General features: G+C 38.0%; 11 protein-coding genes. 10 read left to right on the plus strand and 1 reads right to left on the minus strand.

Annotation, left to right across the window (positions count from 1 at the left end; all coding sequences use genetic code 11):
- Positions 1–161 precede the first annotated feature (161 nt).
- The 6 genes from GGQ92_RS13180 (at position 162) to GGQ92_RS13205 (ending at position 6782) form a co-directional block, all read left to right on the plus strand.
- Positions 162–1451, plus strand: coding sequence for an ABC transporter substrate-binding protein (locus tag GGQ92_RS13180; protein WP_184249775.1), 1290 nt, complete (start codon positions 162–164; stop codon positions 1449–1451).
- A gap of 78 nt (positions 1452–1529) precedes the next feature.
- Positions 1530–2393, plus strand: coding sequence for a carbohydrate ABC transporter permease (locus GGQ92_RS13185; protein WP_184249778.1), 864 nt, complete (start codon positions 1530–1532; stop codon positions 2391–2393).
- A 19-nt stretch (positions 2394–2412) separates the two neighbouring features.
- The gene (locus GGQ92_RS13190) at positions 2413–3294 is read left to right on the plus strand and encodes a carbohydrate ABC transporter permease (protein WP_246384442.1); all 882 of its coding nucleotides are present in this window, start codon (positions 2413–2415) and stop codon (positions 3292–3294) included.
- Positions 3295–3332: 38 nt separating this feature from the next.
- Entirely contained in the window at positions 3333–5243 is a 1911-nt protein-coding gene (locus GGQ92_RS13195; protein WP_184249781.1) for a family 20 glycosylhydrolase, read from the plus strand.
- Between the two features lie 21 nt (positions 5244–5264).
- Positions 5265–6305 carry a lactonase family protein gene (locus tag GGQ92_RS13200; protein ID WP_184249786.1) on the plus strand — a complete coding sequence of 347 codons (1041 nt, stop codon included), beginning with the start codon at positions 5265–5267 and terminating at the stop codon, positions 6303–6305.
- Between the two features lie 21 nt (positions 6306–6326).
- Positions 6327–6782: a GNAT family N-acetyltransferase gene (locus GGQ92_RS13205; RefSeq protein WP_184249790.1), complete on the plus strand. Its 456-nt coding sequence runs from the start codon at positions 6327–6329 to the stop codon at positions 6780–6782.
- 543 nt (positions 6783–7325) lie between these two features.
- On the opposite strand, the gene GGQ92_RS13210 is transcribed toward GGQ92_RS13205, so the two are convergent.
- Positions 7326–8315, minus strand: a complete 990-nt coding sequence (locus GGQ92_RS13210; RefSeq protein WP_184249793.1) for a lytic polysaccharide monooxygenase — start codon at positions 8313–8315, stop codon at positions 7326–7328.
- Positions 8316–8856: 541 nt separating this feature from the next.
- Here GGQ92_RS13210 and GGQ92_RS13215 point away from each other — a divergent pair.
- The 4 genes from GGQ92_RS13215 (at position 8857) to GGQ92_RS13230 (ending at position 13134) form a co-directional block, all read left to right on the plus strand.
- Positions 8857–9720 carry an ABC transporter permease gene (locus GGQ92_RS13215; protein WP_425486414.1) on the plus strand — a complete coding sequence of 288 codons (864 nt, stop codon included), beginning with the start codon at positions 8857–8859 and terminating at the stop codon, positions 9718–9720.
- 53 nt (positions 9721–9773) lie between these two features.
- Entirely contained in the window at positions 9774–10640 is an 867-nt protein-coding gene (locus GGQ92_RS13220; protein WP_221437322.1) for a carbohydrate ABC transporter permease, read from the plus strand.
- Positions 10641–10727: 87 nt separating this feature from the next.
- Positions 10728–12353: an extracellular solute-binding protein gene (locus tag GGQ92_RS13225; protein ID WP_184249816.1), complete on the plus strand. Its 1626-nt coding sequence runs from the start codon at positions 10728–10730 to the stop codon at positions 12351–12353.
- 46 nt (positions 12354–12399) lie between these two features.
- Positions 12400–13134 (plus strand): YesL family protein, encoded by a 735-nt coding sequence (locus GGQ92_RS13230; protein ID WP_184249802.1) that lies wholly within the window; start codon positions 12400–12402, stop codon positions 13132–13134.
- The last annotated feature ends 199 nt before the right edge of the window (positions 13135–13333 follow it).

Here is a 13333-nt window from a genome sequence, read left to right on the forward strand (position 1 = left end):
TTTGCTGAAAAAAATTAAACGTACTTCTGATTCATACAATTCGGTAAATGTAATAACATTTTATATAAATATCATAAAATTGTATTGACAAATAAATGAAAGCGTTATAAATTAGGTATAGACAACTATATTGTTGTTAAAATTACAGAGGGGTTGATTACATGAAAAAGTTCTTTTTAATTCTTGCACTTTTAGTTATGTCATTAGTCTTAATCGCTTGTGGCGGAACGGATTCAGATTCATCTGGTGACAACACATCTGACGATAACGATAAAGAAGAAGGGACAAAGACAGAAGAAGTAGAATTAAGAGTTGTTACAACAATGGCTGGTACTGATCCGGCGGGTGAAGTGTTCCAAGCAGTGTTGGATGATTTCCAAGAGGAAAATAATCACATTACGATTGTGAATGATTCTCAGTCTGCGGATGCTGGAACAATTCGCACAAAAATTAATACAGATTTCTCTTCAGGGAATGAGCCTGATCTAATGTTCTATTTCAATACAGTGGATGCTGAGGGTATTATCGATGAAGGGAAAGTAGTTAGTTTAGAAGATGCTGAGGGAGTAGATTTATCTGGTTTTAACTCTATGTTAGAACAGCAGCGTAATGATGATGGCAATATTTATGCAGCTCCACAATCTGGTTTTTATGAAGCTATCTTTGTAAACACTGCTTTATTTGAAGAGCATGGGGTAGCGCTTCCTGCTACTTGGGAAGAGTATGAAGCTGCAATCAAAGCTTTTGCTGAAACAGATATTATTCCAGTAGCTGCTTCTACAGAAGATTCTTACTATGTAGTGGAACATTATGCTTTGGCAGCTGGTGGAATGGAAGATTACAAAAAAGACATTTCAGATAAGCCAGCATCTTGGGCAGAAGCGTTGGATTTAATTGGTGAACATGCTGGATTAGGTGCATTTCCTCAAGATGCAGCAACAATCGATTTAGCGATGGCACAGGATATGTTTAAGCGTGAGCAAGCGGCAATGATTTTTGAGGGGTCTTGGTTCTGGGGTCAATTAGAAGAAGCGGGACTTGGTGATAAAGTGACTGTACTTCCTATGCCTATTAAAGCGGACCCAAGCGAAACGGGATCAATTGTTGGTGGTGCTTCACAGGCTTGGTTTATTAGTACGAAATCTTATGAAAATGAAGATACTCGTGATGCAGTAGTGAAATTGTTTAACTATATTACATCAGAAGAAACAATACTACGTATTGCTGAAGCAACAGGACAGCCTCCTGCAAAAGGGGAATTAACAGACTTACCAGCACATATTAAAGCAGGTCATGATCTTGTTACGAATGCACCAGCGGTAGAATTACCGATCAATGACAGAATTTACCCTGAATCTTTCACTCATGCCCGTACGAATGTTCCAGCCATTGTATTTGGTGAGAAGACAGGTCAGCAAGTGCTTGATGAAGCAGCAGAATTGGCTGAATAATAATTGAAATCGAATAACTATGTTGTATATTGCCGTTATGCTTCATAACGGCAATATATGATAATAAAGGAGGATCCCATGAAAGGTGATAGATTATACGCAGTTCTGTTTTTAGCACCAGCCTTCTTAATCGCGGGAATGTTTTTATATTATCCATTCTTTGAAAACTTACTACAAAGCTTTTACAAGACGGATGGATTCTTTAATTCTACTTTTATAGGATTTGATAACTATATCCGATTATTTAGTGATGAGACGGCTAGAGTTGCAACATTAAACTCTTTAGAGCTCATAGTGTATGTTACGATTTTTCAAGTTGGATTTGCTCTCGTTTTAGCTATCATGGTAGATGCAATCAGAAGAGGGGCTGGATTCTTCCGAACGGCTTTCTTTTTCCCGATTGTTATCTCTGGAGCGGCAATTGGCTTAATGTTCACTTTGATCTATAACTATCGTAATGGTTTACTAAATGAGATTTTGGTGAGTCTTGGTCTCGAAAGAGTGCTATGGCTAACAGAGCAATCTTCGTTATATATGGTAGCCATTCCAACTGTATGGAACTATGTAGGCTTTTACTTCGTTATTTTACTAACTGCTATTCAGAAAATTCCGAATGATTTTTATGAAGCAGCAAAGCTTGAGGGAATTACAGGACCGCAAAAAATGTTTAAGCTGACTATTCCTCTTATTCTAAGTGACTTAAAAACATGTATTGTCTTAGCGATTACCGGGACGCTAAAAATATTCGAACTTGTGTATATTATCACAAGGGGTGGACCTGGTGATTCCTCGGAAGTTTTAGGTACATACATGTATCAAAAAGCATTTGAGGATACTGCGATGGGTTATGGTGCTACCATAGCTGTCTTAATTGTTGTGCTTGGTTTGTTACTAGCATTTATTACGAATAAGTTATTGAAGAGGGATGAAGTCACATATTAACAGAAAGAGGTGCTGAAAGTTGAAGGATGAAGGGAAATTAAGGCTTACATTTTGGGAGAATCTACAGCAGAGTATTTTTTCTTCCAAATTAGGCATGATACTTGTTTACGTCGTGCTTATATCCTGGTCCATGACAACTATTTTCCCATTAGCTTGGGTGTTTCTAAACTCATTTAAACAATCTGATGAAATAATATCGAATACGTTTAGTCTACCATCAGATCCGACGTTAGATAACTATATTAATGCTTTTGAAACGGTCAATATAGGAAAAAGCTATATTAATAGTTTCATTATTTCTGGATCTGTCGTTATCCTAGTATTAGCATTAGGTGGCCTTGCTGCTTTTGCGATGGCTAGGATGAACTTTAAGCTGAGAGGAGTTTTGCAGACGTTATTAGTTGCGAGTTTGCTTATTCCGTCATTTGCGACAATCGTACCTGTATATAGAATGATGATTGGTATGGAGCTCGTGAATACACATGCGGCATTGATTATTCCACAAACGGCTGGAAACTTACCGTTTGCTATTTTAGTTATTAGTGGCTATATGGCAACGATACCGAAGGAGTTGGAGGAAGCAGCTGTAATGGATGGTTGTAACAGACTGAAGATGTTTACGAAGGTGTTCCTGCCTATATCTTTACCGTCATTTGCAACAGTAGGAACTTTCGTTTTCTTATGGTCCTATAATGATTTATTCTCCTCACTTGTTCTTGTATCACAGGAAAAAGTTGCGCCAATTGTTGTTTTGCTGTCTAATGTAAGCTCTCAATACGGAACTGATTATGGATTGATGACAGCTGCTATCGCAATGACGATAATTCCGGTATTAATTTTCTATCTCTTTGCGCAAAAAACATTTGAGAAGGGTGCTACTTCAGGTGCGGTGAAAGGATAGGTAAATATAGATGATGTTATAAAGGAAGGGTGATGTAAGTGGAGATAGCGTTAAAAGGTGATTATGAGCGATATGTACCTGGATTGAAGGAGCTTAAAAAGGAGATTAACTTTCACTTAAGTGATGGGGGAATTCCGCTCGTTATCGAAATGAATAATAATGAAGAAACGGTTATTCGTTATGAAAATGGACAAGGGTTAATTTCCTGTAGTGATAATGAGTATAATTTTTACCGCGCATTTAGCTTATTCATAGAAAATATGAAAAGGAATGAAACCTTTTTCTTAAGAGAATCTGCTCAATTCCGTACAGTTGGACCGATGTTTGACCTTTCAAGAAATACAGTAATGAATATAGAGGCCTTCAAGGGAATGCTACGCAAGCTTTCGTTGATGGGTTTTAATTCCGCTATGCTTTATATGGAAGATACTTACGAAATTGCGGATGAACCATATTTTGGTTACATGCGTGGGCGATATTCAGAGGAAGAGCTTAGGCAGTTAGATGACTATGCAGCGGAGCTATCCATTGAACTAATTCCGAGTATTCAGACACTTGCTCACTTAGAAGAATTTTTAAAATGGGAAGCTGTAGCGAACTTAAAGGATACGAGGGGTATTCTTTTAGTAGGAGAGGAATCTACCTATGAATTTACTAAAAGAATGATAGAAGCAGCTACAAAACCTTTCCGTACAAATCGCATTCATATCGGGATGGATGAAGCGGAGGAATTGGGAAGAGGAATCTACCTAAATAAATTCGGCCACAAGGATCGACTAGAGTTGATGGTTAGTCACTTGAAGCGGATTTTAGCTATTGTTAATGAAAAGGGTCTAGAGCCGATGATGTGGAGTGACATGTTTTTAAAGCTGGCATCAGACTCAGGTATTGATCAATATGACATGGATATCCAAATCTCCGACGATTTAAAAAATCTCGTCCCGAAAAACGTGGACCTTGTATTCTGGGATTATTATCATACAGACGTACAGGACTACAAATCGTTGATAAAGAAGCATAAGGAAATTAGTGGAACGCCTGTTTTTGCCGGGGGAATTTGGGTTTGGAATACGTTCGGTGTCAACTATACGTTGTCCCTAAAAGCGAGTGAGGCAGCGCTTCTTGCGTGTAAAGAAGAGGGAGTGCGTGATGTCTTCGTTACGATGTGGGGAGACGATGGGTTTGAAAGTAATTATTTTGCTGCAATGCTTGGTTTGCAATATTACGCGGAGCATCAATATAGTAAAACCGTCGACGAAGAAAAGTGGCATGAGCGTCTGAAATTCTGTACAGGTTTAGATGCAGAAACGTACATGTATTTCGATCAGCTAGATAATATACCAGGTGTAGAGGAAGGCAGCTCTGATCAAACGAATCCTTCTAAATTCCTGTTATGGCAGGATGTTCTGCTTGGTTTGTTCGATAAGCATATTGAGGGCTTGGAGGTTGGTGCTCATTATGAGCAATTGTCACAAAAAATAGCAAGCTCACGAGATGCATCGAGAGAGCTGGACTTTATCTTAGATGTACCAGAAAAACTAGCGGCAGTTCTTGCTAAAAAAGCGCAAGTGGGAATAAGGTTAAAGACTGCATATGATGGTAATGACAAAGAAGAGCTTCGTGAAATTGCAACAACGGAATTACCAAAAATCATGAGGCGCGTTGAAGCGTTAAAACAAGCTCACAAAGTGCAGTGGCTGACATTAAATAAACCATTTGGGTGGGAAGTACTTGATATTAGGTATGGCGGATTGATTTCTCGACTTGCTACTGCTATCGAGCGATTAACAGACTATGTGGATGGGAATCTAGACAAAATCGAAGAATTAGAGCAAGAGAGACTTCCGTATAATAGTAACTTAGACAAAACATCAGGGTTAGGGTGGAGTAGTTATTATTACCGAATCGCTACACCTAACGTGTTCTTCCACGTGTTACCGATCTATTAAAGAGTTATTGGGGGTAACGTTTTGGCTGAAAGAAATGGGAAATATAGAATTTTAGTAGGTTCTTATGGTTCGGAAGAAGATGAAGCAATTCAGCTACTAGAATGGGATGCAACATCAAAGGAAATGAGAAAAGTAAAAGGGGTAAATGGAATAGATGCACCATCCTATCTCACCTATGATTCTGTTAAAAAAGTATGCTACGCGATTAGTGAGACAGTAGATGGGTTAGTGATCAGCTATCAGGTGGGTGAAGAATTAGTAGAAATAAGCAGGAGGTCTACAGGGGATAACGGTCCTTGTTATGTAAGTAAGGATTCTTCTGGGGACTTCCTCTTCATTACCAATTACGGCGGAGGGAGTCTTTCGCTACATCCTTTAGATACGAATGGTGGTATCAAGGAATACAGTGACAGAATATCTTTTTATCATGATGGAGCAGTGGGAAAAGTCTCGCATCCGCATATTTGCTATCCGTTGGGGGACAGTGGCATATATATAGTAGCTGATTTAGGGAAGGATAAACTGTATCTCTTTGAGTTGGATCGAATCAATAAAAAACTGAGGCTAATCAATACAATCGATGTAACGAAAGGTTCAGGACCTAGACATGTAGAGTATCATGAAGCTAAATCTATTCTGTATGTAGCTAATGAATTCAGTTCGACAGTTTCTGTTTTTCGATTTAATGAAGAATCCGAAGAGCTAGAGCCTATACAAGAAATAAATGCGCTTTCTGCTCAACAAGCTAAAGTGAATTATAGTGCGGACATTCATTTAAGCCCGAATGGTGATTTTTTGTATGTTTCCAATAGAGGGGATAATGTCATAACTTCTTTTCAAGTGATGGAAGATGGAACCTTGGTGTGCTCCGACGATACTTCTGTCTTAGGTGAATGGCCTAGAAACTTTGTTATTACACCAGATGGAAAGTTTTTGTTAGTGGCAAATGAGCATACAGACAATATAACTGTTTTTTCAATTGATGAAGCTGGAAATCTGTATTTTGAAAATGTAAGCTATTCCGTGTATCAGCCTACATGTTTATGTGTAATGAATGGGTGAATAACGAGAGGGTGAGTCTAAATGACGGATATGCTCGTTAATTTGTATAGGCTGCCAGAGGATCAACTTGCAAATAACGAAGATTACTCCATACGTAAAGTACTACCACCTGAGAAAAGTGAAGTTGTGACATGGGTGAGAGAACACTTTTCAGATGGTTGGGCGAATGAATGTGATATCGCCTGTTCAATTTCGCCTTCGAAATGCTTTATTGCTGTGAAAAATGGTGAGATATTAGGTTTTGCCTGTTATGATACGACGTTTCGTAGCTTTTTTGGTCCGACAGGTGTCAGACGATCTGCTAGAGGTCAGGGTATCGGATTTCAACTCTTGTTATATAGCTTGCTTGAAATGAAACATATGGGCTATGCGTACGCTATAATTGGCGATGCTGGGCCTGTTAAGTTTTATGAAAAAGCCGTAGGCGCTGTTAAAATATTAGGTCAACCAGTATTGAATCAGATAATGGAAAAATGAAGAGAATGATGAATTAGGAGCAGAAATAACAATTGTGTTATCCTGTAATTGATTGATAGCAGTACTTGTCTACAACTAGTTATAGTAACGAAAAAAGTCCCAATCATCGATTTTCGATAGGTACTGCATCCCTAAAGTTAGAGTTTTAATTATGAAGCCGATTGGCTGGATTGATTTCGGTATTGGACCGGACTTATTACAGTCAATTTTGCTTTAATCGTACATGGTTATACCAATATAATGGTAAGTTGCCTCTGGAATTCCGCTGCTTTTAACACATCTTTAATTTGAACCCTTCTTCTTTGCTTTGAGTTTGACCTGAAAGAATTATATAATTTAGACCTCCAATAAAACGAAGTGAAAAAACGCATGAAATCGAATGTGAAAACATTGATTTCATGCGTTGAATTTTTAACATAGATCCAATGGTCTTGAATTGTGCACTCACTAAAAAAACTATGAAAATCCTTTAGGGTGAAAATTTCGATATTCGGAATAGGAGAATGTTGCTAAGACACATTGAATCGTCCTTTAGTCATTTTTTTATATTTGAATCCATACGTTGCTATTAGTGGGATTTTCACCTAGTGTCCACCAAAGAGCCTCATATGTCTGTCCGTCATGTGTTACTCGATCGCCGCCAAGATAGATGGTGTCAGTAGACCATGCTGGATAGTCTGAATCAACAGGTGGATCTGTTTCTTCTGGTGGGTCAGTTTCTGTCGGTGGTTCCTCTTCGCCTTCGCCAACTAGTTCCCAGACAGAAGTCTCTCCAGGTACATCGTTTTGTGACCACCATTTAGCTTCATAGATTAAACCGTTATAAGATACTTTGTCACCACTTAAGTAGACAGCGTTAGCATCCCATGCTGGTGCTTCGTTGTCGCCATTATCTTCTCCGTCGCCAGGGTCAGGTCCAGGTACTTCTCCTTCACCATCAAATGTTACATCAATGACTTGATAGAAGGCGTTTGCTGTATCATATACTTCCCAGTATGCAAAAATAACATGGTAGCCTGAGCGATCTGGGATATCACAGTTGTGAGTTACAGTAAAATCTGGTCTTTTTCCGTTGTCATCAATGCTACAGAACAATTCAAAATCTGATCTCTCCAATGGATCGTTCGGGTCCCACCCTTCTTTTGTAATGTAATAATCCCAATTGGCTGTTGCGTGTGCAGCAGTTAATGTCCATTCAAATGCATATGGTCCGCTAGAAATAGGAACCTTCGCCCAGCGGTCTGCTGATTGTTCATCTAGCTTAGGGAACACTCCTCCTGCACTTGCGATTTGCCCATCAGGTACACCTGCTTCAGGGAAATTCCCTGGTCCCTCTAAGCTTTGAGGTTCATATACAACAGCGCCACAATCATAGTTAACTCCGTCAGCGCAAAGTAATGCACGACTCTCTGGTTTGCTGACATATCCATGAGCAGAAACCATATTTGCAAAGAATAGGGAAACTAGAAATAAAGCTGCGATAGAAAGGCTGAGTCTTATAACTTTTTTTGCATCTAAAATTGGTATGGTCATTTTTGTTTCCTCCTTTAATTTAACCACTAGATGTCTATACATTTTATAAAGAAAAAATAATAAGGTTATGACTAACCTCCCTTCATTTCTATTTCCTGTAAGCACTTACAATATGAATTCTATGTGAAATAAATGTATAAATCAATAGATTATTGCAAAAATGAGTAAAAACTCATAGATGAATTTAAAATAGTCTGAAAAAACTATTGCATTATTTAAAAGTAATTGGTATAGTTTACTTATCCAGTATGAGTAAGTCTGCATCTTCCTTTTCTCTAAGCTGTTTTTTAAAAGGGTGTTATGAACGATTATTTTAGAAGCAAAAATGTTATTAAAAAATTCATTTGCTAATCGGCTAGTTGAGTCTCGTTCATAGATATTTATGAAAATAGCTTTTTTATCACATCATTTAGAGGCTATCAGGAAGGTGATTGAAGGGGGTAAAAATATGAAAGCGGAACCACAGGCGTTATCTGGTGGTGTAAAAAAAAGAAAGAAAGGAAAGTTTGTACAATACTTTAAACAGTTTGATTTGCAATTGATGGTTATACCAGGTCTTCTTTTTATCTTGGTTTTTAACTATATCCCAATGTATGGAGTATTAATGAGCTTTCAGGATTACAACATATTTGAAGGCATGATGAAGAGTGAATGGGTTGGTTTAAAGCACTTCTCTATGTTTTTTAACGATCCGAGATTTGTAGAAATCATGAGAAATACGATTGTGCTTAGTTTGTTTAAAATTCTTATCTGCTTCCCGGCACCTATTTTGTTAGCGTTAATGCTGAACGAAATAAAGAATATGGCATTTAAGCGTACTGTGCAGACTGTTACGTATTTGCCGCATTTCTTATCTTGGGTGATTGTTGCAGGTTTTGCGATGTCTATGCTGTCAACAGACAATGGAAGTTTAAACATGGCATTAGAAAAACTGAATATTATAGATGAACCTATTAATTTTTTATCAAAGCCGGAATATTTCTGGACGATTATCGTTACAACAAACCTATGGAAGACGATAGGATTTAACTCGATTGTTTTTATGGCAGCAATTGCTGGAGTTAGCCCGCAATTGTATGAAGCTGCTTCATTAGATGGAGCGAGTCGCTTTAAACAGATGTTTTTGGTAACGATTCCATCCATTATGCCTATCATCGTAATTTTTATGATTTTAGAAATTGGAAACCTTTTGAATGCTGGATTTGAAGATTTACTTCTGTTAGGGGATGCGGCGATTCTTCGTTCCGTTTCAGACGTTATCGATACATATGTCTATCGAGTCGGTATTGGAAGTGCAAGATATTCTTACGCAACAGCTATTGGTCTTTTTAAAGCAGTAATCAGTTTAGGGTTGCTGACATTAGCAAATTACTTGGCAAGACGCAGTGGAAACAGTCTATGGTAAGACAGACTAAGGAGTGATTCAAAGTGATAAAACCAACGTTTTCTGATCGCATTATGATTGGCTTTATATATTTCTTTTTAATCTTTTTAGCATTTGTGACCTTCTACCCATTCTGGAATTCATTTGTTATTTCCTTAAATGAGGGGAAAGACACAATGCTTGGGGGAGTAACATTTTGGCCACGTGAATTTACATGGGAAAACTATGAAGTTGTATTCCAAGATAAACGTCTACTTAACGCTTTTCTCGTCACCATACTACGAACCGTTGTAGGGACGTTTTTATCCGTGCTTGTTACTGCTCTATTAGCTTATGGGTTATCAAAAAAGGAGTTAATCGGACGAAAATTCTTTATGATTTTCTGTTTGCTGACAATGTTTTTCAGTGGTGGCTTAATCCCGACTTTCGTTTTAGTTAAAGGGTTGGGATTAATGGATTCCTTCTGGGCAATGATTCTACCAACACTCGTTTTAGTATGGAATATGATTATTTTTCGAACCTTTTTCCAGCAGCTACCAAACGGCTTAGAAGAATCGGCGAAAATAGACGGAGCCGGCAATTGGCAAATATTCTTCCGGATTATAGTCCCGCTTTCCGGACCGGTAATTGCAACGCTTTCTTTGTTTACTGCAGTGTTTCACTGGAATGACTGGTTTTTCCCAAGTATTTATATAACGTCTGAAAATTTGATACCAATACAGACGCTGCTCCGTCAGGTTATCAACTCGAACACGGTTACCTCACAAATGGGACAGCTTGATGCAGGTGCTCTTTCTCATATGATGGAGGCTGCTAAAGTAACAGGGAAATCATTACAAATGGCTACAATGATGGTTGCGACCATTCCGATCATTTTAGTATATCCATTTATTCAAAAGCACTTCGTAAAGGGGGTGTTAATCGGCTCGTTAAAAGAATAGTTTTTTCACTCATTGTTTTATCGATTAAAATCAGAAAAAAGGGGAGAGGAAGTTTTGAAAAAGAAACTGCTTTTGTTATTTGTGTTAATGTTAACTGTTGCAGGGGTCCTAGCTGCTTGTGGTGACAACGAATCTACTGGCAGTGACGACACAAAAGACAAAAATGAAGAGAATAATGGTGACGACGGAAGTGCAGAAGAGGACGGAGATGTTTTCGTTCTAGGGGAAGAACCTCTCGATATTACGATGTTTGGTAATTATGATTGGTACACAATGCCTCAATGGGGAGCTGACGTAGCTACTGAATGGATAAAGGAAAATAAAAAAGTAAATATTTCATCTATTGATAGTGGCGGTAATGCAGAACAGAAATTGACAACAATGATAGTTTCAGGTGAATTGCCAGATTTTATTTGGACGGATCGAGGTGCAACTGTTGAACGTTTGCGTGAGGGTGGGCAGCTAGTAGCATTGGACCCATACTTAGACAAGTATACGAATCTTAGAGATTGGTTTGGCGAGCAAGGAATTAACATGCTTCGCTCAGAGGATGGGAAGCTTTATCAGTTCCCTAACTGGTATAACTCTCAGCCGTTTGGTAATGCAGGATACGTAGTAAACAAAGGCATTTATGAAGAGTTAGGCTCTCCTTCCTTGGAAACAACGGAAGATTTGTATGAGTATCTTAAGTTAGTAAAAGAAAATTATCCAGATGTTGTTCCATTTGAAACGGATATAGATGGACAAGGAATTAACGTTCTTTATTCAGCATTTGCTGAAGGTGAATCACCAGCTAACATTAACAATGTAGCAGTTCCGAATGGCGATAAGCTATCTTCTATTTTTACTGACGAGGCATATGTAGAATCATTAAAATATGTAAGCAAGCTATTCCGTGAGAGGTTAATGACTCAGGATGCGTTAACACAGGATGCGGATATGGTGAGAGAAAAAGTTTCATCTGGCCAAATTGCAGTTTATGCCGGAGCTAGTCCGACAGATTATGCAAGAAGTGGACATTATCATTTACAAGAACAAGATCCAGATGGCGGTTACTTCATGATATGGCCTATTCATGAAGAAGGCCTTGATAAAAATGAAATTTATCCTGGCTCTTATAATATGATGGGTTGGAACGTAAGTGTTATAACAAAATCTGCAGAGGATCCAGAGAAAGTGTTTGCATTTTTAGATTGGTTAACTGGTCCTGAAGGGCAGTCCTCTTTAATTTTCGGACCTGAGGGTGAATACTGGGATGGCTTCAATGATCAAGGGCTTCCTCAATTTACGGAGAAGTATTATGAGGATGCAGAAGGCTTAGCAAAAGTAGAAGAGGACACAGTTAATTTCCAATGGAATGGAAACTCTAACTTCCTTGACACAGCGAAGGCAGAATTTGAACTAACATTGCCAGAGGACAAACAGAACTGGACGACACAATGGCAGCATACTATTACATGGGAAACACAGTACGATGCAACACAGTATTTAAATATTTCTCCTCTTCCGGAAAGTGAAGAAGGTATTATTCAACAGCGAATTGGAGAGATATTTGAAGAAGCAAGAGCACAGGCTGTATATGCGCAGAGTGATGAAGAAGTAGAGAAAATTATGCAAAATGCGGAGAAATCGGCGCAGGATGTTGGTTATGAGAAGCTGCTAGAATTCCAAACAGCTAAATGGCAAGAAAATTTGAGTACATTAGAAGAATAAACAATTTTTCTATGATTGATTAGTTTCGCTAAAGGGAGTGGGTATCATGTTAAGCATCGATAGTAAGCTATATCAAATGTTGAACTGGGGCACAAGGTTTATGATGGCAAATATAGTATGGTTGGGATATAATTTGCCTATTATATATATTATTTTTGCCAGTTTGACAGTCCGTACGATGGATGAACTCTATCATTTAGTATATGTTATCTTGTTCCTGCTCCCTTTCATATTTTTCCCTGCTACTACTGCTCTCTATGCAGTGGTAAGGCAATGGGTGATTGGTAATAGGGAAAAGAAAACAATTTCGTTTTTTTGGATGGCGTACAAGGAAAATTATTTACGTAGTATGATAGTGGGTTGTTTGTTTACTGGTTTCTCGGTTATATGGGTAATTAACTATCAATTAGCTCAAATTGAATTTAAATCTGGTATGTTTTACGTTTACTTTGTAATAACTATCTTTCTTTTTGCGATTGTCAACGCGTTTTGTGCGGATACAGTACATTTGAAATTGAAATTCGGAGCATCGTTAAAAAAGTCGGTAATCATAGGCCTTTTATTTCCCCATTATACAATATCGACAATAGGTGTATCGGGTGTTGGTCTCTATACTCTTTATCAGATACATCCTGTTGTTTTCTTTTTATACTGTGGTGTAATCCCTGTTATAGTTGGCTTTTATGGATATTACCATTTATACAAACGGGCTCTGAAGCTCCAAGAAAAAACAGATAACAATGCAATAAGAGAGAGCAAAAAAGCATTATCATCGGCATGATGATGATGCTTTTCTTAAAAGATAAGAAAGTATAAAAATCTGGGTCGTTTTTTTCTCTACCACAGTCTTTATGACTGTGGTATCTTTATAGTATGAAGAAAAACATATTAAAACAAATCTTTTTTGACAACCATCAACATTGGGAATCCTTTAAAAGAAAACATGGAAATCGAATTCGTCCAATTGTAATCAAGGAGGT

The organism is Gracilibacillus halotolerans (assembly GCF_014206945.1).
GTDB classification, from domain to species: domain Bacteria; phylum Bacillota; class Bacilli; order Bacillales; family Amphibacillaceae; genus Gracilibacillus; species Gracilibacillus halotolerans.

What these genes read in the sequence shown, in the direction of transcription:
- GGQ92_RS13180 (WP_184249775.1), top strand. Translation starts at nt 162, where the DNA reads ATGAAAAAGTTCTTTTTAATTCTTGCACTTTTAGTTATGTCATTAGTC.
- GGQ92_RS13220 (WP_221437322.1), top strand. Translation starts at nt 9,774, where the DNA reads ATGATTGGCTTTATATATTTCTTTTTAATCTTTTTAGCATTTGTGACC.
- GGQ92_RS13215 (WP_425486414.1), top strand. Translation starts at nt 8,857, where the DNA reads ATGGTTATACCAGGTCTTCTTTTTATCTTGGTTTTTAACTATATCCCA.
- GGQ92_RS13185 (WP_184249778.1), top strand. Translation starts at nt 1,530, where the DNA reads ATGAAAGGTGATAGATTATACGCAGTTCTGTTTTTAGCACCAGCCTTC.
- GGQ92_RS13210 (WP_184249793.1), bottom strand. Translation starts at nt 8,315, where the DNA reads ATGACCATACCAATTTTAGATGCAAAAAAAGTTATAAGACTCAGCCTT.
- GGQ92_RS13230 (WP_184249802.1), top strand. Translation starts at nt 12,400, where the DNA reads ATGTTAAGCATCGATAGTAAGCTATATCAAATGTTGAACTGGGGCACA.
- GGQ92_RS13225 (WP_184249816.1), top strand. Translation starts at nt 10,728, where the DNA reads ATGTTAACTGTTGCAGGGGTCCTAGCTGCTTGTGGTGACAACGAATCT.
- GGQ92_RS13205 (WP_184249790.1), top strand. Translation starts at nt 6,327, where the DNA reads ATGACGGATATGCTCGTTAATTTGTATAGGCTGCCAGAGGATCAACTT.